Source organism: Flagellimonas yonaguniensis, assembly GCF_029193885.1.
Lineage (GTDB): Bacteria > Bacteroidota > Bacteroidia > Flavobacteriales > Flavobacteriaceae > Flagellimonas > Flagellimonas yonaguniensis.
Genome location: NZ_JARFVB010000007.1, coordinates 1 through 24,205 on the forward strand (window position 1 = coordinate 1; position 24,205 = coordinate 24,205).

The 24,205-nt window shown below is 41.5% G+C and carries 21 protein-coding genes and 1 tRNA gene; 5 read left to right on the top strand and 17 right to left on the bottom strand.

The genetic code is table 11. The annotated features are described in order from the left end of the window. Positions 1-109: 109 nt before the first annotated feature. Positions 110-1,405: a ParB/RepB/Spo0J family partition protein gene (locus PY092_RS12120; RefSeq protein WP_275616073.1), complete on the bottom strand. Its 1,296-nt coding sequence runs from the start codon at positions 1,403-1,405 to the stop codon at positions 110-112. 393 nt (positions 1,406-1,798) lie between these two features. Continuing rightward, positions 1,799-1,880: transfer RNA gene (locus PY092_RS12125), tRNA-Leu, on the bottom strand. A 173-nt stretch (positions 1,881-2,053) separates the two neighbouring features. On the opposite strand from PY092_RS12125, the gene PY092_RS12130 reads away from it, so the two are divergent. Together PY092_RS12130 and PY092_RS12135 are read left to right on the top strand one after the other, a co-directional pair. Continuing rightward, positions 2,054-3,439 carry a dipeptidase gene (locus PY092_RS12130; RefSeq protein ID WP_275616074.1) on the top strand — a complete coding sequence of 462 codons (1,386 nt, stop codon included), beginning with the start codon at positions 2,054-2,056 and terminating at the stop codon, positions 3,437-3,439. A 23-nt stretch (positions 3,440-3,462) separates the two neighbouring features. After that, the gene (locus PY092_RS12135; protein ID WP_275616075.1) at positions 3,463-5,763 is read left to right on the top strand and encodes a S9 family peptidase; all 2,301 of its coding nucleotides are present in this window, start codon (positions 3,463-3,465) and stop codon (positions 5,761-5,763) included. A gap of 158 nt (positions 5,764-5,921) precedes the next feature. Here PY092_RS12135 and PY092_RS12140 read toward each other — a convergent pair whose 3' ends face one another. Both PY092_RS12140 and PY092_RS12145 read right to left on the bottom strand, forming a co-directional pair. Beyond that, positions 5,922-6,500 (bottom strand): PhnA domain-containing protein, encoded by a 579-nt coding sequence (locus PY092_RS12140; RefSeq protein ID WP_275616076.1) that lies wholly within the window; start codon positions 6,498-6,500, stop codon positions 5,922-5,924. A gap of 112 nt (positions 6,501-6,612) precedes the next feature. Next, entirely contained in the window at positions 6,613-7,815 is a 1,203-nt protein-coding gene (locus PY092_RS12145; protein ID WP_275616077.1) for an NAD(P)/FAD-dependent oxidoreductase, read from the bottom strand. 230 nt (positions 7,816-8,045) lie between these two features. Between PY092_RS12145 and PY092_RS12150 the strand changes: the two genes are divergently transcribed. The 3 genes from PY092_RS12150 to PY092_RS12160 all read left to right on the top strand — a co-directional run bounded on the left by PY092_RS12150 (position 8,046) and on the right by PY092_RS12160 (position 11,646). Further along, on the top strand, positions 8,046-8,411 hold the full coding sequence (locus PY092_RS12150) for a BlaI/MecI/CopY family transcriptional regulator (protein WP_275616078.1): 366 nt from the start codon (positions 8,046-8,048) through the stop codon (positions 8,409-8,411). Positions 8,412-8,413: 2 nt separating this feature from the next. Next, positions 8,414-10,441: a M56 family metallopeptidase gene (locus PY092_RS12155; RefSeq protein WP_275616079.1), complete on the top strand. Its 2,028-nt coding sequence runs from the start codon at positions 8,414-8,416 to the stop codon at positions 10,439-10,441. Between the two features lie 104 nt (positions 10,442-10,545). Next, on the top strand, positions 10,546-11,646 hold the full coding sequence (locus PY092_RS12160; RefSeq protein ID WP_275616080.1) for a DUF4407 domain-containing protein: 1,101 nt from the start codon (positions 10,546-10,548) through the stop codon (positions 11,644-11,646). Here PY092_RS12160 and PY092_RS12165 read toward each other — a convergent pair. The 13 genes from PY092_RS12165 to PY092_RS12225 form a co-directional block, all read right to left on the bottom strand. Then, a complete protein-coding gene (locus PY092_RS12165) occupies positions 11,643-13,412 on the bottom strand; it encodes a MutS-related protein (RefSeq protein WP_275616081.1) in 1,770 nt (589 codons plus the stop codon). The genes PY092_RS12160 and PY092_RS12165 overlap by 4 nt on opposite strands. Before the next feature lie 6 nt (positions 13,413-13,418). Next, positions 13,419-13,778, bottom strand: a complete 360-nt coding sequence (locus tag PY092_RS12170) for an MmcQ/YjbR family DNA-binding protein (RefSeq protein ID WP_275616082.1) — start codon at positions 13,776-13,778, stop codon at positions 13,419-13,421. Further along, positions 13,775-14,176, bottom strand: a complete 402-nt coding sequence (locus PY092_RS12175; protein ID WP_275616083.1) for a Dabb family protein — start codon at positions 14,174-14,176, stop codon at positions 13,775-13,777. Before PY092_RS12175 ends, PY092_RS12170 begins: the two co-directional genes overlap by 4 nt. 2 nt (positions 14,177-14,178) lie before the next feature. Further along, the gene (locus PY092_RS12180; RefSeq protein ID WP_275616084.1) at positions 14,179-14,802 is read right to left on the bottom strand and encodes a DUF4230 domain-containing protein; all 624 of its coding nucleotides are present in this window, start codon (positions 14,800-14,802) and stop codon (positions 14,179-14,181) included. A 1-nt stretch (position 14,803) separates the two neighbouring features. Beyond that, positions 14,804-15,154 carry a DUF4260 domain-containing protein gene (locus PY092_RS12185; protein ID WP_275616085.1) on the bottom strand — a complete coding sequence of 117 codons (351 nt, stop codon included), beginning with the start codon at positions 15,152-15,154 and terminating at the stop codon, positions 14,804-14,806. Next, complete coding sequence (locus PY092_RS12190) at positions 15,155-15,907, bottom strand: cyclase family protein (protein WP_275616222.1); 753 nt, start codon at positions 15,905-15,907, stop codon at positions 15,155-15,157. It lies immediately after the preceding gene. Between the two features lie 83 nt (positions 15,908-15,990). Beyond that, positions 15,991-17,139 (bottom strand): radical SAM family heme chaperone HemW, encoded by a 1,149-nt coding sequence (hemW, locus tag PY092_RS12195; RefSeq protein WP_275616086.1) that lies wholly within the window; start codon positions 17,137-17,139, stop codon positions 15,991-15,993. A 7-nt stretch (positions 17,140-17,146) separates the two neighbouring features. Further along, on the bottom strand, positions 17,147-17,698 hold the full coding sequence (ruvC, locus tag PY092_RS12200; protein WP_275616087.1) for a crossover junction endodeoxyribonuclease RuvC: 552 nt from the start codon (positions 17,696-17,698) through the stop codon (positions 17,147-17,149). Between the two features lies 1 nt (position 17,699). Then, positions 17,700-18,179 (bottom strand): hypothetical protein, encoded by a 480-nt coding sequence (locus PY092_RS12205; RefSeq protein WP_275616088.1) that lies wholly within the window; start codon positions 18,177-18,179, stop codon positions 17,700-17,702. Positions 18,180-18,223: 44 nt separating this feature from the next. Continuing rightward, entirely contained in the window at positions 18,224-19,375 is a 1,152-nt protein-coding gene (locus PY092_RS12210) for a tetratricopeptide repeat protein (protein ID WP_275616089.1), read from the bottom strand. Between the two features lie 23 nt (positions 19,376-19,398). Further along, positions 19,399-21,561, bottom strand: coding sequence for a TonB family protein (locus PY092_RS12215; protein WP_275616090.1), 2,163 nt, complete (start codon positions 21,559-21,561; stop codon positions 19,399-19,401). Next, a complete protein-coding gene (locus PY092_RS12220) occupies positions 21,558-21,920 on the bottom strand; it encodes a BlaI/MecI/CopY family transcriptional regulator (RefSeq protein WP_275616091.1) in 363 nt (120 codons plus the stop codon). Before PY092_RS12220 ends, PY092_RS12215 begins: the two co-directional genes overlap by 4 nt. A 12-nt stretch (positions 21,921-21,932) precedes the next feature. Further along, a complete protein-coding gene (locus tag PY092_RS12225; RefSeq protein ID WP_275616092.1) occupies positions 21,933-24,170 on the bottom strand; it encodes a S41 family peptidase in 2,238 nt (745 codons plus the stop codon). Positions 24,171-24,205: the final 35 nt, after the last annotated feature.

Consider the following 24,205-nt stretch of genomic DNA (forward strand, 5'->3'; position numbering starts at 1 on the left):
GACTTTTTACAGATAGATCTAATCTAAAGGTGGGTCACTTTGGCCCGGCGGGGGTGGGTCACTTTCGTCCGGCCAGCTATGGTCACTTTAACCCGGCGAGGGTGGTATACTATGTCCGGCGTTTCCATTCAGGCGTACAATCTGCCATTTTTCTGTTGGCCAATGGTGCCGAATAATCTGTTGATTCATCTTTTGTTTTTTCAACAATTTTTATGAAGACTTCTTTATTCCTGTACGTTTCAGGATGGAACAAAATGCCATTGACAAATCCATTTTCTTTCGCTGAATTATATTTCACAAATTCTTCATCATAGTCCTGTTTTGCTTCTTCAAGTTCAGCTTTCAATCGTTCTTCAGAATAATCATAGTGTTGATATTCTATCTTAATATCCTGGATTGTTGGCTCAATCGGATGCACTATAATTTCAACATCATCCAGTAGATAGACTTTCAATCCCTTCTTTTCTAATTGTGATATAATTAGCTGATTGTTTTCGTCATCTGCCCAATACTGTCGCATTTCAGGGATTAAAAAGATATTCTCTTTCTTGGACTTTTCAATCAGGTTTAAGAACGATTTACTTTTCTTAGTTTCAAAACAGGCTGCTTTTGTACAGACCATTTTACCATCGCCGAACAGATTGCCTTGATTTGCCGCGTTGAAAGGACATTCAACGCAAGACCCAGCTTTTGGGACCAATTTTTTATCGGCTACATCAAAAGATGCTTTTTCCAAATCGTAGGTCTGGTCTTTAATCATCTTGTTTATCTGATGCGCATTAAAATCCTCGCCCATCGTTTCCAGCATCATCTGTTGTTCTTCCGGTTCAAAGAGCGCGACACCTACACCCAAGGAAATGGTCATTTCGCCATTGCGGACATAGTGCTTGAAACCGTCAATCAATCCAGCTAATTTTAATCGCTGTCTGATGAAGTTATCCGTTCTACCTAATCGCTTTGCGATTTCAGATGTTGAATACTTTTCACTTAGGTAAGCAATTGCCTCGGCTTCTTCGGTAGGTTCAACATCTTGTCTTTGCAGATTTTCGATGATTTGAACTTCCAGAATATCATTGGTCTCATAAGTCCTCACGATACAGGGCACAGTCTTCTTTCCTGCCAGCTTGCTTGCGCGATATCGGCGTTCGCCCATCACGATGATGTAATGGCCATTTAGTTGCCTTACCGTGATTGGTTGCAACACACCGTGCTTTTCGATACTCTCAGAAAGCTGCTGCAAGGCATCATCATTAAAAGTCTTTCTGGGCTGCTCAAGGTCAGGCTTGATTTTACCCAATGGTAAGTTCTGAATTTGAAGTGCGGATGATTTCTTTCCATTTACTTCTTTCTTGGCAGCTACTTTAGTTCTACTGCGCTTCTTTGTGGTACTAGCTTTTGTTGTCATAATACTCAAATTTTTGATTAAACAATATTTGAGCAGAAACCAAACGGAAGATAAAATCTTGGCTCAAAAGGAAACGGAATAAATGAGTAGTGGAAGAAGTGTTGGCTTTATGCCGTAGTCTTTTGATGGAAGTATTTTACGAGTTTACCTTGCGTGTATATTGTATGATAATAAACCCCTCTAACGAAGAACGAAGGTTGAGCTAACCTAAAATTTATTAATTCTCAATAAAGAAAATTGTATTTGGTATCAAATGAAAGGATATAGTATTAAAGCCAATTCGGTTCTGAAAAAAGACAAAATGTTGTACCTATGTTGTACCCAAGGTCAAAAATCGTGAAGAAAAGCCGCATTTTTAAAATGAAAAAGCCGAAGATTTCTCTTCGGCTTTTGTACGGGCGGGGAGACTCGAACTCCCACACCTCGCGGCATCAGATCCTAAGTCTGACGTGTCTACCAATTCCACCACGCCCGCATTTTAACAATATTTTAAGAACCTATACTTGGTTAAATCCTAAGTCTAGCGTGTCTACCAATTCCACCACACCCGCGAAATGGAGTGCAAATATAAATCAATTTTCCGATTTGCAAATGCACTCCCCATAAAAACTTGTTTTTTGTACTTTTAGGGTCCTTTTTAAATCATATATGAAAGACATAAATAATTACATCAGTACCAACAAGGACAGATTTATCAACGAGTTGATCGACCTTTTAAAAATCCCCTCAATAAGTGCCGATAAGGCATACGCCAAAGACGTTCTGAAAGCCGCTAAAGCTGTTAAAAAATCTTTGGACGATGCAGGTTGCGAAAACACGGAGATTTGTGAAACCAAAGGATACCCCGTGGTGTATGGCGATAAGATCATAGACCCCAATTTGCCCACCGTTTTGGTGTACGGCCATTACGATGTGCAACCCCCGGACCCAATCGACTTGTGGGACTCCCCTCCTTTTGAGCCCGTCATCAAAAAGACGGAGCTACATCCCGATGGGGCCATTTTTGCCCGTGGGGCCTGCGACGATAAAGGCCAGTTCTTTATGCACGTCAAAGCCGTGGAATTTATGATCAAAAACGATACACTGCCCTGCAATGTAAAATTCATGATCGAAGGAGAGGAAGAAGTGGGAAGCGATAGTTTGGAGGATTTCCTAAAGGAAAACAGCGAAAAATTCAAAAATGATATCATCCTTATTTCCGATACAGGTATGATTTCCAATGATACCCCATCCATTACAACGGGATTGCGCGGACTTAGCTATGTGGAAGTGGAAGTAACCGGCGCCAACCGTGATCTTCACTCGGGAATATACGGTGGAGCCGCACCAAACCCCATCAACGTACTCGCTAAAATGATAGCACAACTACATGATGAGGATAACCATATCACCATCCCTGGTTTTTATGATAAAGTGGAAGTCATCTCAGATGACGAGCGTGCTGAAATGGCCAAAGCCCCTTTTGACCTTGAAGCTTACAAAAAATCATTGGACATTGGCGATGTACACGGAGAAAAAGGGTATTCCACACCAGAGCGATTCGGCATCCGTCCCACCTTGGATGTGAATGGAATCTGGGGAGGCTATATGGGCGAAGGGGCAAAAACCGTAATCGCCAGTAAAGCTTATGCCAAAATATCGATGAGATTGGTCCCAGACCAAGATTGGCACGAAATCACCGACCTGTTCACCAAACATTTTGAATCCATTGCCCCAAAAAGTGTGAAAGTGAAGGTAACTCCCCATCACGGAGGTCAGGCATACGTAACACCAATTGACAGCATTGGCTACCAAGCAGCTTCCAAAGCCATGGAAACCACCTTTGGAAAAACACCTGTTCCACAACGAACCGGAGGAAGTATACCAATCGTGGCCCTTTTTGAAAGCGTTTTTGACAGTAAGACCATCCTTCTTGGATTTGGTTTGGACAGTGATGCCATCCACTCCCCCAACGAACATTTTGGGGTCTGGAACTTTTTAAAGGGCATTGAAACCATACCCTATTTTTACAAGTATTTCAACGAAATTTATTAATCAACCTTAAACAACCTTATGAAATGAAGTCAACCAACTTTATTATTCACACCTGTTTGGCCGCCTTGTGTGTTTCGTCATCCCTATTGGCCCAAAACAAAATGCCCTTTGAAACTTATGAAAGAGCCACCAAATATTTGAGCAAGAACATGGCTCCATGGGTACACGATGAAATACAATATCCGTCTTGGGGCAGCAACAATACGTTTAGCTATACATTGAACGCCAAGGAGGGTCCACAATACATGAAGGTCAATTTGTCCAACGGTAAAAAGAGTACTGCTTTTGACCCACAAAAAATGGCATCTGCCCTCTCTAAAACTCTTGGAAAAAGTATCGACCCTAAAAACCTCCCTATTAGATTCTTTGATTTTCAAGACAAGAATACCATAGCCTTCACTTTTGATGGGAAAAATTACCTGTACAATACCAAAAACAGCACTATTTTGGATGGAGAGACCACATCACAAAGAAATCGTGATGAATATGTTGCCCCAAATGGTAAAATAGCAGCATTCATAGACGATTATAATCTTTGGATCAAGGATTTAGAGACAAACCAAAAAATCCAGCTGACTTTTGATGGTGAAAAGGATTATGGATATGCCACCAACAATGCTGGATGGACAAAAGGAGATAATCCTGTACTGAAATGGTCCCCCAATTCTGATAAAATCGCCACTTTTAGACAAGATGCCCGAAACGTTGGCGAAATGTACCTTACCAGTACCAATGTAGGGCATCCGGAACTGAAAGCTTGGAAGCACCCTTTGCCTGGGGACAGCGCCGTTTTTAAATTGGAAAGGGTCATCATCAATCTCAATACCAAAGAACTAATCCCCCTTAAAAAAGAATCAGATTTCCAACGTTCCACGATTACGGACCATGTAGCGGGGAGGAATGGTGAGTTTTATGATAATGATTGGAAACAAGACGGTTCCCAACTGGCCTTAGTCTCTTCTTCGCGAGACCATAAGGTAGCCCACCTCCAAGTAGCAGATGCGCAAAATGGAGAGGTAAGGTCGGTTCTCAAGGAAGTGACCAAGACATATTTTGAATCCGGGGCAAGAAAAATCAATTGGAATGTACTTTTTGACAGTAATGAGGTCATATGGTTTTCTGAAAGGGACAATTGGGGGCACCTCTATTTGTACAATTTGGAAACCGGAGAATTAAAAAATCGTATTACCCAAGGAGATTGGGCCGTTCAACAAGTGCTCCACGTTGATGAAAAAAACAGAAAAATCTATTTTACCGCCGCTGGAAAAGAATCGGGAAATCCATACTACCACTATCTCTACTCAGTTGATTTTGATGGAAGCCATTTAAAATTGCTCACCCCAGAAAAAGCAGCCCATAGAATTACCTTGGCTCCCGACAATAAAACCTTTTTGGACGAATACTCCACGGTAAACACTCCACCAACTTGGGTACTCAAAAAAATGAATGGGGCACTCTTATCCACCCTAGGTACAGCAGATATTTCAGAACTTAAGGCCAATGGATGGCAAGAACCAGTGGAATTTCATGTAAAGGCAAGGGATAACGAAACAGATATTTACGGCATCCTCTTTCTTCCCAGCGACTACGATGAAACAAAGTCATATCCCATTTTAAACCACATCTATCCAGGTCCACAATCGGGCAGTGTGGGCAATTATGCGTTCCTTCCTGCACGTAGAGATCGACAGTCATTGGCAGAACTGGGCTTTATCGTGGTGGGAATAGATGCCATGGGCACCCCGGGACGCTCTAAAAGCTTCCATGATGCTTATTATGGAAATATGGGCGACAATGGCTTGCCAGATAATATTACCGCTATCAAACAACTGGCAAGTAAATATCAAGGCATGGATACCACGAGAGTTGGTATTTGGGGACATTCTGGAGGTGGTTTCGCCTCTACTGATGCCATTCTTCGTTATCCGGATTTTTATGATGTTGCTGTATCCACCTCTGGAAACCATGACAATAGAAATTATGAAGCTGATTGGGGTGAAAAATGGCATGGCCTATTGGAAAGCTATCCTGATGGCACCACTTCCTATGATAAACAAGCCAACCAATTATTGGCCCAAAACTTAAAAGGGAAGTTGCTTTTGGGACATGGAACCATGGATGATAATGTTCCCCCATCGAACACTTTATTGGTAGTGGAGGCTCTCATAAAAGCGAATAAAGACTTTGATCTTATTCTATATCCCAACAAACGTCATGGTTATGGAGACATGACCTCCTACATGACCCGCAAGCGGTGGGATTATTTTGTGAAAAACCTAAAGGGTATGGAACCTCCCAAAGAGTTTCCTTTGGAAAAACTCTAGCTCAACACCTTACAAGCCTTAATAAAAAGCCCCCTTTGATAAGGGGGCTTTTTTCTCTATTAGGATAGAGTTAGGGGTAATTGGGAATTCTCTTATTCCAATAATTTTTTCGCCAACCTGTCAGCAGTAGTAGCTCCCAGTTCGAGGGAGGTAAAGGCCTAAAGCTTTTTAACGTACTTGGTAATGATCACAATTTGTTGACCATCTACCTTACCCTCAATATATTCAGCATTATCGTGATCTAGGGAAATCCGTCTAACGGCGGTTCCCTGTTTCGCGACCATGCTGGAACCTTTCACTTTCAGGTCTTTGATCAAAACAACACTATCTCCGTTCTCCAAAATGTTACCGTTTACATCCCGGTGCACAATTTTTTCGCCCTCTTCCCCATCTTCCCCAGTTGCTTTGGCCCATGCCAATGTCTCATCTTCCAAATACATCATATCCAGCAAGTCCTGCGGCCATCCTTCGGATTTCAAGCGGTTCAGCATGCGCCACACCACCACTTTTACAGCATCATGTTCGCTCCACATACTATCGTTCAAACAACGCCAGTGGTTGGCATCTGTGGTTTCCGGATTTTCTATTTGGTTTTTACAAGTGGTACTTATCAAAATACTGCCATCCAATCCTCCTGTAGAAACAGGTGGAACCTCATAAATTACCAAATCGTCAGCAACACCACTTAGTTCGCAAACACCCCCACTCCTTTCTAGCAAGTCTTCCAATAAAGCCATTTTCGAATATTTTAAAGTGCCACAAACTTAGGCTTTTTAGACCAAAAGCTTCAAAAGAAAAAATCCACCCATTTTGCAATGAGTGGATTTCATCAAACTGCCACCTCAATCACTAAGGTAATTGTGAATATCCGTGTCTTGTTTTCCAAAGGAAATATTTTTCGAACAACACTTTGGAGAAGTCGTAGAACACATTGGGTATCATGATGGCAAAGTTTCGTGGTTTGAACAAGTGGTCACTTACGATGATCACTTCCTTTTTACCGGCATCCATTACACATATACCTGGGATTTTTCCCCAAGCTTTCTTCTTCAATTTATCTTTGCCCTTTGTTATCCTGATGATGTTCTCAGCAACTATTTTACCTGTCTCATCGGATGGATATCCCGTTTTTGGGCCTGAAAATGGCACTTTTCCAGGTTTAAATGGCAGTTTCACATCCACAGCAATACCTGCAGACCAAATATTGGGGTATTTAAAGTGTCTGTAATCTTCCCCAACGGGCAAGTATCCTGCTGCATTAGCCTCCAATTTTGGAGAGTTCACCACAAAGTCCACGCCCACAAAAGGTGGCATCAACATGGTAAATTTGCTTGGCAACACCTCATCTGAAGTAAGGGTAACGCTATCCTCGGTCACTTCCTTGACCCCAACCTGGGTTCGGTAGTGAATGTTGAACATATTCATAAAGGACTTGAGCATGGTTTCGCCCCCGGTGATTCCGTCAATACCGAAGTGGCCTAAAAATGTTTCGGGGGTAATCCAGTACAAGTCCACTTTCTTTCTGATTTTTTGTTCTCTCAACCATTTCTCCACATTGAACAAAAACTCATAGGCCGCACCCATACAACCAGCATTTTGGGTGGCTCCAATCACAATAGGGCCAGGATTTTTCTTAAATTCTTCCAGAGCGCTCCTTGTTTTCATGGCACCATTCGGAGTGCCAATGTAATGGGCATACTCTCTTACCCCTGGGGCCACATCGTATTTTACTTTGGGGCCTGTGGCAATGACCAAATGATCATACGTAAAATCACCTTTGGTCGTATGCACTATTTGACTTTCGGGATCTACCTCCAAAGCTTCCGCCTGTACAAATTCAACTCCTTTCTTTTCAAGAATGGTGTCTTTTCTGAATGAAATATCCTTGATTTCCCTTCTTCCAAAAGGTACCCAGATCAATGAGGGAACAAACAAGAACAATGGTGATTTATCTATCACTAACACCTTATGTTCCTTTTTCCCTTTCCTCTTAATTTCCAATGCGGCGGTCATTCCTGCAAAATTCCCACCAATAACTACTGTGGTTTTCATGATTGTGTGATTTAATATTATAAATATACCTTTCTATCTCCTATGGGTCAGTAACTTAAGGCACATAAGCGTACCCTGTCCAAACATCCAAAACTAACCTTTGCCGATGTGATTTTTGCCTAAATCCAGTTGATGGACCAAAAAGTTTTTGCTTACAAATAAACTCTACATTTGTAGAATTGATATTTTTATTCTATGTTTGTAGAACAATTCTTTTAAATCATCAAAAAATGCAACTGTCAAAATCCGAGGAGGAGTTAATGAACATTGTTTGGAAATTGAAAAAGGCCTTCATGAAGGACATACTGGAAGCCTATCCAGAACCCAAACCAGCGACCACAACGGTGGCCACACTTTTAAAGCGGATAGCGGACAAAGGTTTTATAGCCTACAACAATGTTGGAAGAAGTAGGGAGTACTACCCTTTGGTCATGAAGAAGGACTATTTTTCCAAGCATGTGAACGGACTCATCAAAAACTTTTTCAATGATAGTGCGAGTCAGTTTGCTTCCTTCTTTACCCAAGAGACCAACTTGAGCAAAAGTGAGTTGGAAGAATTGAAAAAGCTCATCGACAACGAAATCAAAAAGAAATAATTATGCTGACCTTTCTTTTAAAATCGACCGCCTGCATGGCCATCTTAATGATCTTTTACAAATTAGTACTGGAAAAGGAAAGCATACACCATTTTAAACGGTTCTTTCTTTTGGGAGCACTACTTGCCTCATTCATAATTCCCAATTTGGTGTTTATCGAATACATTGATGCCGTTGAACCCACCATTAATTCAATTACTCCTATTACCGACCCTATTTCTGATACCGTTATCGCACAAAACGTCCCAAAAGCTTCAATTTTTGATTGGCAACTTTTGTTGTGGCTCATTTATGGATTGGGAATTATTGGATTCGGACTGCGTTTTATTGCAAATCTGTTCCGAATACGTTTACGCATCAAAAAGAACCCCAAATTCAAGGAAAATTTTGTGACCAAGGTGCTTTTAAATGAATCGTTGCCCCCACATACTTTTTTGAACTATATCTTTTTAAACCAAAAACAACACGAGGAAAACAGCATTCCTCAAGAAGTTTTGTTGCACGAGGAAACCCACGCCAAGCAACGACATAGTTTGGACATTCTGCTTATTGAACTTGTTCAAGTCATCTTTTGGTTCAATCCCTTGATATATCTTTTTAAATCATCCATCAAGCTGAACCATGAATTTTTAGCGGATAAAGCGGTCATCCAAAAAGAATATGATCATTCGCATTATCAAAACACTTTACTGTCGTACTTGTCAAACGAAAAATATCAGTCGGTTGGCATCGCAAATGCCATTAATTATTCATCAATCAAAAAACGTTTTACAGTCATGAAAACAAACACATCCAAAAAATCATTTGTATTCAGAAGTCTTTTACTTCTGCCACTTACGGCTCTATTGTTATTTGGGTTCAGTGAAAAACGCGAAGTTCCTTTATCCAAAAAAACAATTTCTGAACCGACAAACTATCCAAGAACCAACAATCTGGAACCAGCAGATGCTATGTCATCTAGGTCCATCGAACTAGCAGGTATTGTTGTAGATTCCAAAACAATGTTACCATTAGAAAATGTATCCATAATAGGACCTGAAGGGGTAATTCTTTCCAAAACCGACAACAGGGGGTATTACCATGTGGAGTTTAACATTTTAACATCCGGTGAAATATTCTTCCAGTTCTCAATATCCAAAGAAGGTTATAATCCAATTCTACAAAAGGAACATTGGGGAAATCTTCAGGGAAAGATTGGTTCGGCCATGTATTTTGCTTTACAACAAAAGAAATCAGAGTCAGAACAACTTTCAACTTTAGTTACAAACACACAGAACCTGGATTATGAGTCTATTTTGATGAATTATAGTAAAGTCGAAGCCGACTTTAAGTTTCATGAAAAGATGGAAGAGGCCAAAAGGAATAATCAACATGTTTTCATACAGTTGAATGGTGGTCATTATTTGGTAAGCGACAGCTGGATAAAGCTTGAATCAAAAAATGATTTGGTCACAATAGATGACAAAACCATTTTACCTGCCTTTAAATTGAACAAAGCAATCAAAAGAAGTCAAATAGCTGGCATGACGCCGTTGGAAAATGGCAACAAGGCGAATTTTGCCATATATACCTTTGAAAACAAAAAAAGTTATTCCCAAAATCAACAACAAAGCGCTACCCGAGAGGAAATGAAAGAATACAATGCCTTGGCCCAAAAGTACAATGAAATGAATCAAAACCAGATGATTATCAAAAAGAAAGAGGTCGTTCGTTTAAAAACCATTTATGGAAAAATGTCCAAAAAACAACAAGCGGATGCCGAACCATTCCCTGATTTTCCACCAGCACCACCTGTACCAAATACACCTGGAGCCCCTAAAGCTCCGCTCCCACCTCAATCGCCATTGGAGCATGTCAAGGAAATGGTAGCCAAGGGTGCAACATTCATGTTGAACGGCAAGGAAATATCTGCCAAGAAGGCAATTCAGGTCATTAAAGACAATGATAAAATAAACATAGACACCAGAGACTCGAAGGATAAAAAGCCAACAGTGAAACTTTCTGTGGATCCCATTGAAATAGACAACTAGACCACTCCCGAACACAATGTTAAAAGCCCCTTAATTGGGGCTTTTTATGTAACAAATCCACAAAAATTGCGTTCTAATAACCTATCAATCAAAGAGAACACTTTATGTTACAACGCTTTTTCATCTTCTGCTCGGGTGCGGACACCCAAATCCTAGACACTTGTTCCAACGGGGAACGCAACAAATATGCAGGCATCGGTGCCACGGTATTCTTTACGGCTGTCACGGCATTCATTGCATCGGGCTATGCGCTTTACACCGTTTTTGACAATATTTACACCTCTATTTTCTTTGGATTGATTTGGGGTTTGCTCATTTTCAACTTGGACCGGTACATTGTTTCCACCATCAAAAAGAGGGATAATTTCAAGGGCGAATTACTGCAAGCTGCCCCACGAATCGTATTGGCCTTGATTATCGCCGTTGTGATTTCCAAACCGTTGGAGATGAAGATTTTTGAAAAAGAAATAAACCAAGTGCTATTGGAAGAAAAGAATGCCATGACCTTGAACAACAAGGAACAATTGGCGCTCCAATACACCCCAAAAATTGAAGGTCTTAACCAGGATATCGCCAACCTGAAGAACGAAATTGCGGCCAAAGAGGCAGAGACCAACGCACTTTACGATACCTATATTTCTGAGGCCGAAGGTACCGCAGGAACAGGTTTGTTGGGCAAAGGCCCCGTGTATAAGGAAAAACGCGAAAAGCACGACGCAGCACTTGCAGAACTCAATGCTCTAAAAGAATCGAACGGCGATAAAATTGAAAACATCGAAGCACAGATTGCCACCCTGCAGACCGATTACGATACCGCAGTTACCAATTCCCAGCCCATTATTGATGGTTTTGACGGATTGATGGCCCGCATCAATGCTCTGGGCAAATTGCCTTGGTTTTCCTCCTTCTTTATCTTTTTGTTGTTCTTGGCCATCGAGACAGCTCCGATCATTGCCAAATTGTTGGCCCCAAAAGGCGAATACGACTATAAATTTGAAGAGCAGGAAAGTGTGGTGGCCACCTGGGTGACCCAAAAAGTGGAGCAACGCAAATTACTGCTCGCCACCGACGGGGAGCTCAATCAGCAAATCTATGCCAACATTAAAAACGAGGAAGAACTCTATCGATACAAAAAGGAAAAAGCAGAAGAATTGCTGCGCCTTCAGGCCGATTCCTTCCACAATGTGCAGGTAAAAGGGCTTTAATCGACTATACCCATATTTTTCAAAAGGAAAGAGGCATTCATGTTCTGGCAGATTCCTTCTTTGAATTTATAATCGAAGAACAGTTCTCCGTTCACGATTTGCGCATCAAAATAGCGGTTCTCCACTTCTGGAAGTTCATCGGCGAGTGCACAAAGACTCAAATCATGCGTGGCCACCATTCCCGTAGATCTATTTTTTACCAATCGTGCCACAAACTTTTTAGATCCCTCGGCCTTGTCCACGCTGTTGGTACCCTTCAGGATTTCATCCAGGATCACGAAGCAATCTTCTTTTTCCAACTCTTCCACGATATACTTTAAACGTTTGAGCTCGGCATAAAAATAGGAGGTCTCATCAGCCAAGGAATCTGAAGAACGCATACTCGTCAACAAACGGACTGGGTTGTACTGTACTTCTTCTCCTTTTATGGGCAAGCCCATGTTTGCCATTACAATCTGTAATCCAACGGCACGTAAAAAAGTGCTTTTACCAGCCATATTCGCCCCAGTGACAATGCAGAAACGGCCTTTTCCTATCTCAAAATCGTTCAAGACGTTTTTTTCAGGGTCCACCAAAGGATGACCCACTTGTTTTCCTGTGAGCACCATATCTCCAGCTATCAAACTTGGATATGTATGGTCCGGATGATTGAAGGCATAGGTTCCCAAACTGATGTAGGCATCGAACTGGGCAATGGCCAAAAACCAACTTCCCACCGCCTCCCCGTATGTTGAAATCCAAGATTCAACAGAATGGGCATAATAAACACTGTACAGACCAAGCCCTTGGGCGAAAAATGAAACAATCAAATTGAATTGTTGTTCCAACATCGTCGTGCTTTGGGAGAAGTGCCTTAATATTTTTGATGTCTTCTCTCCCTTGACCTCCAATTTCTTCTGGAGTTCCCGAAGCAGTTCTGAATTGAATGTGTGTTCTTCCAATTCAGAAATCAACCGTTGATGTTGCTGGATGGTTTCTTGCGCTTCTGACACCCTAGCGGTAAATGCAATAATCTTCTTTGCGTATCGACCAACGATTCCCACACCCAAAACGTACCAAAATATAATTAAACTTTCCGGCACCCATCCCAAAAAGGCCAAAGTGATCAATACAATGGACAACAAGGCAAAAATCGGAGGAACGATTCCTGCCCATTTGGGCATAAACGATTTGTGGTTTTTCATCCAATCGGAAACCACATCGGGAGAAATTTTGGGTTGGGTTTCCCCGGCCAAGGCGGAAAAATGTTGTCTCCACTCGGGCAATTGGGCCAACTCTTGAATCGCGACTTGTTTTTGGGCAACATCCTTTGGATATCCGTCTAACAACAAGCTTGAAAACACTTCCCTACCCTGCATCAAAACAGTACGGTTGGCATACTGATAAAAAGAACCTCTACCGAACAAGTCAAGGTCCTGCGCATACGGATGATCGGGTTCCAAAAACTCTTTTCCATCTGGCAAATGATGAAACTTACGGGTTAAAATATCCAATTCGGTTTCATTGATCTCAATGAGCCTTTGCAAGTATTCCTTGTGCCGTTTTACATTGCTGAATCGAGTGACCAAAAACAAAAACAGTGCTATACCGAGGGGCAAAGCCACAAATAGCAACGAACTTCCCCAAAGGAAATAAATGCCTAGTGCCAATGCCACAAAAACGGACAATCGCAACGTGGCCAATAGACCCAATCGCTTTTTTACCTGTTGAAGTTCTTGCTGATGTTTCTTGCGCTGGGAGGTATAAAAACCCTTTAAATCTTTCATGTAATATCAGCCTAAATTGTTGAGCTCTTGCTGAAGTTTTTTGGTTAATCCAGATACGACCAATTCGTAGGAATGGTCCACCAGATCTTTGATCAATTGAGGAGGGAGTTGTTCCAAAAACAAGGTGTTCCAATGCTTTTTACTCATATGATAGCCAGGCATGATGATACCATCATGTTCCTCCCGAAGCTCCTCGGACCTTTCGGGGTCGCATTTTAAATTGCATTGGGGAGGGAGGCGTTCCAAAGGAACCAAGGCGAACATCTTGCCCATTACCTTAAAGACCAAGGTATATGCATCAAAAGGAAGTTCTTCGGTCACTCCTTTTTTGGCCAAACAAAACTCCCTAAGTTCCTCTACATTCATTGTTCGATGCCCTGCGAGTCGTAAACAATCACCTTTTCCCAAAGATCTTCGCACTCTTTGATAAATACTTTGTGTGGTGCTTCATCTTGGTAAGCAGCTTGATCTTCGGCCGATTCAAAAGAAAGAATCAATGAGTACGTAAACGAATCATCCACTACATCACGAATCGCCTTTGGCGGTTTGCCGATGAATTTGGTCTTGGCATACTGGGATTTGTTCAAAAACTTGGTCAAAGATGCTTCAAAGGTATCTCTTGCATCTTGACTATCAGGGTTTTTGAACCAGAAATAGACCACATGTGCAAAGGTATGGTCAAAAGTGGTTTTGTCGGATTTTTGTGCGTTGCTCATAGCGGATATCATTCCTACCAGCAGTAGGGTTAAAATTTTGGTTTTCATATTCATCCTTCTAAAAATTGTTTTTCCCTGTTTGATATTTCCAAGGCGGAATAATCCAATGTCCACCCAATGGTCTCTACAATTTTTTCCACGACCAAAACCGCTTGTAATGCTTCTTTTTTTGCGGTTTCCATCAACCCGCTCTCTGGTATTTTTTGTTTGATATGCGCCTTGGCCTCCTGATTGAGATTCGTTAGGTCTGTGGGAGAAAAGCTGTTGAAGATACCATTTTTAATATCATAAAATTGTAAATCGGGCTCTATGGACAATACTTCTGGTTCTGGAAAATGGCTCAAAACGATCTTCTTTTTATCATTTTCTGCCTTCATATCCAATTTGTTCAGGTCATACCCGATATGTGCCTTCGCCTTTATGACGATCAATGCCTTTTTCTTACTTCGGAATAGGCTCATAAAGCTGTCCTTGGTATTCTCGTAATGATAAATTTCGGCAAAATCCCCTTCAACAGAAACGAGCTTGCACACGCTCCGTATTTTATTGAGAATCACGGTGGATTGCTCTTTGGTAATTTCTTTGTCCTTCTTTTTTCTAAATAGGGAATAGACCCAATACATGATTATCGCGCCCAAAATCAACCCTAAAACAATGTCTACAATGTCACCCATGTTACTTGCCTATTTCACCCAAATGGGTAAACTTGAATCCTTTGTCATATTTTAATCCGTAACCCAACATTCGGTCCAAAGCGGAGTGGGAAAACAAAATCACCCCAATCAACTGGCATAAAGGTAGGGAAAAGTAGATGCCCGTGAGGTAGACCAATAGGGCAACCCCCTTATGATGGAACAAATTATAGGAAAAGGCTCCCGCCTTGTTTCCGAAAAGGTAGCCCACCATTCCAATATCGGGCGTTAGAATCAACACCAAAAACCACCACCAGGCATAATCCAACAAACTAAAAAGATAGATGCCCAAAACAAGCATCATTAGCTCTTCCAATTTGAGTGTTGTTTTCATTTATTGGTTTTCAATTTTGTACAAAACGGGCCTACTAGGACTTGCATCGTTCTCAAATGGTGCCACTTGCAAGTTTAAGAAATAAGTACCGTCCTCCACAGGGTTGGGGACGTAAATAAACTCCGTAATGGTCGCTTTTTGTCTTTTTTTGCCATTCATGTTCCAAAAGGCCTTGTGCGCCAAAAGCTCTCCCCCGTCCCTTTCCTTATCCACAGAAGGAAGGTCCACAAGCAAGTGCTCCACTCCTTTTTTTACCAAGTGTTTGGCGGCTGCCTCGGTCAAATAGGTAGGGTTGGTGTCCGAATATTTTTTGGAACGTTTGTAACCCAAATTAGGCATCGTCCGTATGACCACGGCCTGTCTTTTCTTATTGCCCAAAGCGTACTTTATTTGTTTTTCCGAAATCACAAAATCTTCTCCCATTTGTTCAGGTGCCACGGTAATTACCTCAGCCAAAAAGAAAAATTGCTTCAACTTTTTATTGATGGAGTTGAACTCCTCGGATATATGTCCCAAACATTCCGTATGTGTTACATGCGAATGAGGGTTGAACCAAATATCATTGAAATTAGTGGATGCGCCTTCGGTCACTTTACCCACAAATCCTTCCTGTTCGTGCGGGGCGATTTTAGGCGGATCCAAATACCAAGCATTCACGTTTTCATCGCCACCTTTGAGTGCTATGGAAATATCAAGCGGTTTGCCCAGGTCTATTTTATAGTTTCGGGAGTTATGTTTTATTGAGGCTATCAAATTTTTCATTTTTTTTCATTCTCGACTGAATCGAGATTCTGTTCTACTCCATGGATTCCTGCTTTTGCAGGAATGACAATTTACTATTTTAAGTTAAGCATAAAAAGGTCGGAAGCAATCCCATCCGCCAAAAACTTGCCTTTTTTGGTCGTGAGCAACTTTCCATCATCTACGACCAACAAACCTTGCTCTAGAAATTTTGATGATTGTTGGTTGAGATATTTCAGGTAGTTTTCTCCAAATTCTGATGCAATTCTACCCAAATCAACGCCCCAAATAGTCCTAAGCCCTGTCATCACGTATTCATTGTATCTATCATTTTTAGATAGCGTTTCAATTTCCATGGGCAGCATACCTTCTTCTATTTTTTTGATGTAAGTGGGGTTGTTTCGAATGTTCCAGCTTCGCTGTGTTCCATCAAAAGAATGTGCCGACGGACCAACTCCCAAATACGTTTTGCCTAACCAGTACGATGTGTTATTTTTTGAGAAAAAGCCAGGTTTACCAAAATTGGAGATTTCGTAATTGATAAAACCCTCTTCTTCGAGCACATCCACCAGAATATGAAACTGCGCCTGCGCCTGTTCATCGTCCACATCGGAAACCACACCTTTTTCTATAAATTTTTTGAGTGCGGTGCGTGGTTCAACGGTCAAGGCATAGCTGGAAATATGAGGCAGTCCAAAATCCAAGGCTTTTTGAATATTGGCCTTCCATCTTGCGTTATCCATCCCGGGGATGCCGTAAATCAAATCGATAGTGATATTGTCAAAATACTGTGTGGCTTCTTTGATACATTCTTCCGCTTCTCCCGCATTGTGGGCGCGGTTCATCAACTTTAAATCTTCTTCAAAAAAGGATTGGATGCCGATACTGAGTCGGTTAATGCCTGCCTTTTTATATTCTGAAAAGAGGTCTCTCGACTGCGCTCGAGATGACACCAAATCATCAGGATTGGCTTCCAAAGTGATTTCTGGAGCATCAATTACTTTGTAATTGTCATAAACAGCCTGTATCAACCCTTCAATCTCTTCATTGGAAAGTAAAGATGGCGTCCCCCCACCAAAGTATATGGTCTCAACTTCATCATCCACCTCCGTTTTTCTCAAAACCAGTTCTTTGGCAATGGCATTGACCATGGCTTCCTTTTTTCCCAATTGTGTGGAAAAATGGAAATCACAGTAATGGCAAGCTTGCTTGCAAAATGGAATGTGAATGTAAATACCGCTCATTCAATCGTCACTTGATCTTATCCGGATTTTGTTTGATAAAAGCTTCCCAGCCTGTATAACTTTTGCCAATCTCTACCCTGCCATCATTGTAGAAATGGCATACTGCTGCGGCCAGACCATCGGTGCTGTCCAGGTTTTTGGGCAAGGATTTCAATTTAAGTACACTTTGAAGCATTCGGGCCACTTGCTCCTTACTGGCATTTCCATTGCCCGTGATGGCCATTTTTATCTTTTTGGGCATATACTCGGTAATCGGAATCTCTCTAGACAACCCTGCGGCCATCGCCACACCCTGTGCTCTGCCCAATTTGAGCATGGACTGCACATTTTTGCCATAAAACGGCGCTTCGATGGCAATTTCATCGGGATGATAGGTGTCGATGAGTTCTAAAGTACGTTCAAAAATAAGCTTGAGTTTGGTGTAGGGGTCATCATACTTACGGAGCATCAACTCGTTCATCTGCACAAAGTGCATTTGCTTGTTGATGACCTTGATGATTCCGAAACCCATGATTGTGGTTCCCGGGTCTATTCCCAATATAATTTTTTCTTTTGCCAAATCAGTAGGTGTTTAGTACCAGCGGCAGCCTAAAACGCAGACTTACCGGGTTTCCCCTTTTCAATGCGGGCGCCACTGTGGTCAAATCGTTCAAACGTTCGGAAATTTTGGTATTGAAATCCGATATTTCGGTAAGCACGGACGTTTTTTCCTCCACATTCAATACCGAAATAAAGCCGTGCTCATCAATCAGAAAATCGATGTATACTGTATCGTTCATATCGTTACGAACCTGAAACTTGAGTCCGGCCAATGCTTCTGAAAAATATTCAGTGATCACATTCTGGAAGCATTCCTGCTGCGCATCTTTGGGTGCCGTTTCGTCACAATCGTCAAAAAGAGGGTATTGGTCCACATCGTTCCAATCGATGGCCATCAGTTCCTCATTGACCAGTTTTTGGGCTTTGTCCTCCTTGGACTCAAACAGCTCACAGGACACGAGCAAACCCATAAAAATGATTACCAAAACAAACTTCTGCATGACAGCCCCTAGAATTTGGCTGAAATTACGACATTTTGAAGAAATCAGTTACTGGCAAAATGGATTTCCTCCTTTATCTCACTGATGCGGTTTCTGACCCGCTCCTTGAGCCAAGGAACTATATCAGGATACATTTCGAGCAGTTTTTCATAATAGTTTAAGCGGGTTTCTGGGTCCTTGTAATATTCATCGGCCAAAACACAGACTTGATAGTAGTTGTAATAGTTTTCCTTGTTTTCCTCCCATGCTTTTACATAGTAATCCATGGATTTTTTGGTCTGTCCCTTGAGTCGGGCTATGCGGCCAAGATCTGCATATTCCTGTGGAAATGTGGCCATTCGCTCCTCAATGGATTTTTCGATGTAGTATTGTGCACTGTCCAGCTCTTTTTCATCAAAATATACCTCCCCCAAACCCCTATAGGCGGCAGCCAATTTATCCGGGAAGCCACTCAATTTTCGATAAGCCTCCAACGCCTTTTCAGGCTCCCAGTTTCGAAAATAGCAAAAGGCGAGTTTCTCGTAAACAAAAGGCTTTTCCTCCCCCAATTCCAATAATCGCTCAAAATGGGGAATGGTTTGTTTAAACTGACCATTATTAAAAAAAGCCAGGGCCTTTAAATTGATCATGGCCACATCGTTCTCGTAAAACCGAAGCCCCATATCAATATAAACCAAGGCGGAATCCTTTATTTCCTGGCCTACATAATATTTCCCCAAGGCATATAAACTCCGTAAATGGGTGCTATCTTTTTCCACTGCGGTCTTGAAAGCCCTGTTGGCCTTGTCAGTTTGGTTCACTGACTCATAGGTACGGCCCAAATAATAGAAATACTCTGGGTTTTCCTTTTTTGAAGAAGTCAAAGCATTGAATACTTCCAATGCTGGCTCACTTTTTTTGGTTTTCAACAATAACTTACCCAGTTCGAACCGTGCAAGGTCAAACTCTGGGTTGTTGTCCAAAACAGCCGTGTATTGGGCAATGGCCTTATCGTAATTTCCGATGGTATTGTAGGCCCGTGCTATCTGAAGATTTGATTTTTTGTCCCCAACCTTTGCATACGCATTAATGGCCGAGGTGTAATTGCCCAGAGCATATAAACTATCGGCAACGGCCAAAGCCGATGTTTGTGCACCGGCTTTGGAAAAAAACAAAATCAAAAATGTAATGTAGATGTATTTTGTTGTACGTATCAATGGCTAGGATTTAGTTCTTTTGATTAGTAATTGGATACTTCCACCCGTTTGTCGGGAAGGCCATTGTATTGGAATTTCAATACATCATTATCTGCGACCTCAATCAGAAAATATCCGTTAAAATTTGACATTACCCCAGATTCTTTTCCTTCAATGGAAACCACAACTCCAGATAGCCCCAGAGATTCTTTGTCAGTCACAACACCCTCAAAAAAAGTCTTCCCCTGCTTTTTAATCTTCATTCCATCCACTAATAAATAATCTTTGGAACCATTTACTGTAGAGCCTTCGGGTTGGGTTTGCAACCTAAAAGTTATCGGAATGGCAAATGGCACTTCAACCTCTTTACCTTCATGTTTCCCAGGTTGCATTTTGGGCAAGCGTTCTATAATCCGTACCGCTTCGTTTTCCAATAGTTCATGGGGCCCTCTTTTCCTTATTTGAGATATTGCACCATCTGTTCCAACCACAAAAATCACACTAACCCTACCTTGAATGCCTTGCTCCTGCGCTTCTGATGGATATCTGAAATTCTTGCGGATATGGGCTTGGATTTTCTCTCGGAAGCAAGCTCGCTTATCTGATGCATCCTCGCAACCGGGAAATACAGGGACTTCATCAATGGTGGCAAAGGGAACTGACTTTCCAGTTTCTTGTGCTTGATCTTTGTCCTCTTCCGTTCCTTCCAATTTAAAGGTTATCGGTATGGAAAATGGCACATCCACGGCTTTACCATCCATCATTCCGGGGCTGGACATCTGAGGGACTTTCTTAATGATCCTTACTGCTTCTTCTTCTAAAAGTTCATGGGGGCCACGTTTTCTGATATTGGTAATGTTACCATCCGTATCTATAGTGAAAATCATTGAAACCCTACCCTGTATACCTTGTTCTTGTGCTTCTTCAGGATATCTGAAATGCTTTCTGATGTGCTCTTTGATTTTCTCAAGGAAACATGCTTTGCTATCTTCCGCACCTTCACATCCAGGGAAAACAGGCGCTTCATCTATCATTCCAAAAGGGGTTCCATTGTCCGTGACCGATTGAGATGCATCTTTGGATATCTTATCAACTTTTATGGTTTTAACAACGCCATCCTTCAATTCAATCTTGATGGCACGCTGTTCCCTATCCACTATTTCGAACAACTTGGTTTCTTTGTTCATGGCCAACTCTTCCAAAAGTTGATCTCTTTTTTCTTCCTCAACGTCTGTCAGTGCGTCCAAGTTTTCTACCTGCAATGTGATTTTTTCAGTTGAACCTTCATATCCCACAATTACCATTTCTTCCAACGCAACTGTGCTGAGATCCTCGGTGTCCGATACCTTTTCATTCTCGCACGAGGTGTAGACCAACATCCCCAATACAAGGGGCAACAACAATACATACTTTAACTGCCATACGGCGTTCGATTTCTTTTTTTGTAACATGACTATTCGTTTTTTGATTAGTGATTTAGTAAAAAATTGATTGACAAAACTGATGTTCTGCGTATGGAACGCTTCGGACAATAGCATTTCAAAATGTGCTTCCTTGTTTTGTTTGACGGCTTTTTCATCAGCAATGAACTCATGGAGCTCTGCAAGCCTGTTTTGGTAGATATACACCAATGGATTGAACCAGAAAACGATTCGTGCCAACTCAAAAAAGAGCAGGTCCAAGGTGTGCCATTGCTTCACATGAACCAATTCGTGAGCCAAGATGTTGGCTTCCTTGTCCTTTTTGATTTCCTCCCCCATAAAAATGTTTCGGAAAAAGGAGAAGGCAGAGGTGCTTTTGGGCACTGTGACTTTCGTGAAGTCTTGATAATCCTCCACAACACTTCTGTAACGGAGTCTGCTTATCTGAATCAACTTGTAAGCGAACCAAATGGTGGCCAAAATACTTCCCGTTCCCAAAACCAAATACGGCCAGGAAATACGCTCCAAAAAACTGGTCTCCTCTACGCCTGGTCCAAGGACCACTCCATTCAATTGTGCAAGAAATACCGTTGTGGTCTCCAGCTCCTGTGGCATAGCGGTCTGTAGGGCTTGAATCTTTACCCAAGGTAAGACAAGAGAAAGTGCAAACGTACCCAGCAGATATGCACGGTTCCATTGAAAAAAGGTCTCTTTCTTTAGAAAAAGGTCGTAAGCCAATAAAAAGACGAGCTGAAAAGCCAGGGCTTCCAATATGTAAGTAATCATTGCTCTTTATCCTTAATGTTCTTCATAATCTCTTCGAGTTCCTTCAAGCTGATATCGTTTTTCTTCATAAAAAAGGATACCATACTGCTAAACGATCCTTGGAAATAACCATCCATTAACGTATTCAACCTTTGGTTGCTGTACTCTTCCTTCTTCATCAAAGGAAAGTACACATGTCCCTTGCCCACTTTTTCGTGTGAAACAAAACCTTTGTCCTCCAAAATCCTGACAATGGTGGATACGGTATTATAGGCTGGTTTGGGCTCTGGCAATTCTTCCAAAATGGCGGCGACATTCCCTTTCTCAATTTTCCAGAGGAGCTGCATTACTTCTTCTTCTGCTTTTGTCAACTGTTTCATTTTAATTCTGATTTAGTTGTTTCTTGCCAATTTTAGAGCTTTCTCCAAGAATTCATCCTTTCCTTGCTTGACCCCTTCAATGGTTTTGGTTAAATAAATATCTGGGAGAACACCAATGGCATGGTGTTGGGTTCCATCGTGCTTTACTACTTTCATCCCTGTCCATACAATCCTTATTTTGCCGGGCAGGTCAAAGTAGTTTATATTTCCGTTGGTACCTGCGGTGGGCTGTCCTATTATCGTGGCTAGGTCATATCCCTCGATATAGCCCATATAGCTTTCTGCATAACTGATGGCCCTTCCGTCTGTAATAAAAATTACATTCTTGTCTCCCAAATAAGGTTCCATGGTGGGCATGTTCCATTGAAATTGCTCAAATTCATCTAAATTCTCTCGATTAGGTGCTACAATTCTTGGCACACTCATCCAACCCATGGTAGTGTCCTTGGATTTCAACAAGTGTGAAATGAAATCGTGATTGCCTTTGGGATAGCCTCTTAAATCACAAATAATGGCCTTACTATTTTCCAGTTGGGGCATTAATTGGTTAATGGTATCCATTTCGATGACATCGAGATTTATGTAAACTACACCATCGTCGTAAATTTTGTATCTGTCCTTAATTTTTCCTTTAGTTCCCTTTGATCGTAAATCATGGTCTCTAACAAGCGTAACTTCCTTATTGTTTACCTTGACTACGAGTTCGGAATCTTTTACACCTTTTAAACTTTCTGTCTTGGCACGATAATCTAGCCATCCTTTTGTACCTGCCGATATTCTCGACTCCACTTCATCAAAATATGTTTTACTCGAAAGCCCATTTATATGTGTGATAACATCTCCAACCTTTAAGGGCACGGTAGCATAAACCTCCGTTACCACCAATTTATCACCAATCCATTCCCATGAAATGGGAGGCGAATATTTTTGGTTGTTGGACGCGCTCACTCGCACATGGCCATCTTTTAATTTCGCCGTAAACTTTTGAAGTGTCACCAAATGGTCTTGCAAAGTTGAATCTTGATATGAACGGTTCAGTGCGGAATTTAGGTCTTGGTTCCAGTTGGTTCCCACCACATCATAATAAGGATAGAAGTGTTGGAATACATTATAGACATTTATGATGTTGCCCAGTCTGAAAGCCAAATCGTCTGGGCTTAGTTCTAAGTCCGAAATGCTTTTCCGTAAGACTCTTAAATCTTCACTGTTTGAAACTGGAAAGGTTCCTTTTTCATTTGCGTACAATGCCAAAGGTATCCGGCAAAAAATATTGGGGGCAAGTTCATCTTTATATACTGCTCCAATATTTCGGTCATAGTCAAATAGTTTATCGCCAGTGGTATTTTCGAATTTTCCGTAATAAGTAACCTCCAAGGATTGTTCTCCTTGCACATGGTCATCTTTATCCATGTCAAATCGATACCCTTTCCCAACAGCTTTCCATTTGGCAACTCCGTCCTCGTCCCCCTGTTCTTCAAAATCCGAATTTTCAAAAGGAATATCGATCCATTCCCCATTATCTTCATAAGAAAGCTTTACATCATCGACCCACATTCTTCCTTTTCCGTTGAGAAAAAAACCGAAAAATATCTTGTCCGTTATAGAGCTCGCTTCACCACTCAGCTCATATTGTTGCCACCCATCTTTTGGCAAAATAGGTTCCTCCATCATATTTTGAAAAAAACCCATACCACCATCCGTTTTGTCTTCCCTGATCCAAAGATGTCCCGTTCCCTCAGAGTCTTTTGACAGCTTTACCCAAGCTGAATATTTAATCTTCTTATTCTGATATTTTTTTCCATCCAGAGCATTTATCAGATTGCCCATTTGAGCAGAAACATCGATTTTCTCTGACCTATTTACCCTAACACTTTTGTATATCCCTCTTTTATTGGCCATTCCATAGCCCAACCCCTTATGCTGCCAATAGATCAAATCGTAATTCCCTGAATCATTTTTGGGTGTCAAAACAGCATTGTCAAAATCTTTTTGCTTGTCCTTTTCACCATAAATCCTAACTGTCGGCGCAATGGGCTCAAACAACTCCTTTAATGTCAAAACCAACTCATCATCCGTTTTACAATCTACCACCTTACCTGCCCCGTACATAGCGAACTTGTCCCAATCCATTTCATGGGCCTCATCGCTAGGATGAAAGTATTTGACATAACCGTACAATTTGGAAAATGTGGTCAGGTTTTTAATTTTTCTGTCTTCCTGCTCGCAACAGCCTAGAAAAATCAAAACCATAATAATGAGATAGAATACTTTATTTCGATGAATCA

Excerpts from the sequence above, each read along its gene's own strand:
- PY092_RS12150 (WP_275616078.1), top strand. The coding sequence starts at position 8,046 with ATGCAACTGTCAAAATCCGAGGAGGAGTTAATGAACATTGTTTGGAAA.
- PY092_RS12130 (WP_275616074.1), top strand. The coding sequence starts at position 2,054 with ATGAAAGACATAAATAATTACATCAGTACCAACAAGGACAGATTTATC.
- PY092_RS12140 (WP_275616076.1), bottom strand. The coding sequence starts at position 6,500 with ATGGCTTTATTGGAAGACTTGCTAGAAAGGAGTGGGGGTGTTTGCGAA.
- PY092_RS12120 (WP_275616073.1), bottom strand. The coding sequence starts at position 1,405 with ATGACAACAAAAGCTAGTACCACAAAGAAGCGCAGTAGAACTAAAGTA.
- PY092_RS12205 (WP_275616088.1), bottom strand. The coding sequence starts at position 18,179 with ATGCAGAAGTTTGTTTTGGTAATCATTTTTATGGGTTTGCTCGTGTCC.
- hemW (WP_275616086.1), bottom strand. The coding sequence starts at position 17,139 with ATGAGCGGTATTTACATTCACATTCCATTTTGCAAGCAAGCTTGCCAT.
- PY092_RS12160 (WP_275616080.1), top strand. The coding sequence starts at position 10,546 with ATGTTACAACGCTTTTTCATCTTCTGCTCGGGTGCGGACACCCAAATC.
- PY092_RS12185 (WP_275616085.1), bottom strand. The coding sequence starts at position 15,154 with ATGAAAACAACACTCAAATTGGAAGAGCTAATGATGCTTGTTTTGGGC.
- PY092_RS12180 (WP_275616084.1), bottom strand. The coding sequence starts at position 14,802 with ATGGGTGACATTGTAGACATTGTTTTAGGGTTGATTTTGGGCGCGATA.
- PY092_RS12145 (WP_275616077.1), bottom strand. The coding sequence starts at position 7,815 with ATGAAAACCACAGTAGTTATTGGTGGGAATTTTGCAGGAATGACCGCC.
- PY092_RS12220 (WP_275616091.1), bottom strand. The coding sequence starts at position 21,920 with ATGAAACAGTTGACAAAAGCAGAAGAAGAAGTAATGCAGCTCCTCTGG.
- PY092_RS12175 (WP_275616083.1), bottom strand. The coding sequence starts at position 14,176 with ATGAAAACCAAAATTTTAACCCTACTGCTGGTAGGAATGATATCCGCT.
- PY092_RS12225 (WP_275616092.1), bottom strand. The coding sequence starts at position 24,170 with ATGGTTTTGATTTTTCTAGGCTGTTGCGAGCAGGAAGACAGAAAAATT.
- PY092_RS12155 (WP_275616079.1), top strand. The coding sequence starts at position 8,414 with ATGCTGACCTTTCTTTTAAAATCGACCGCCTGCATGGCCATCTTAATG.
- PY092_RS12135 (WP_275616075.1), top strand. The coding sequence starts at position 3,463 with ATGAAGTCAACCAACTTTATTATTCACACCTGTTTGGCCGCCTTGTGT.
- PY092_RS12215 (WP_275616090.1), bottom strand. The coding sequence starts at position 21,561 with ATGATTACTTACATATTGGAAGCCCTGGCTTTTCAGCTCGTCTTTTTA.
- PY092_RS12170 (WP_275616082.1), bottom strand. The coding sequence starts at position 13,778 with ATGAATGTAGAGGAACTTAGGGAGTTTTGTTTGGCCAAAAAAGGAGTG.
- PY092_RS12165 (WP_275616081.1), bottom strand. The coding sequence starts at position 13,412 with ATGAAAGATTTAAAGGGTTTTTATACCTCCCAGCGCAAGAAACATCAG.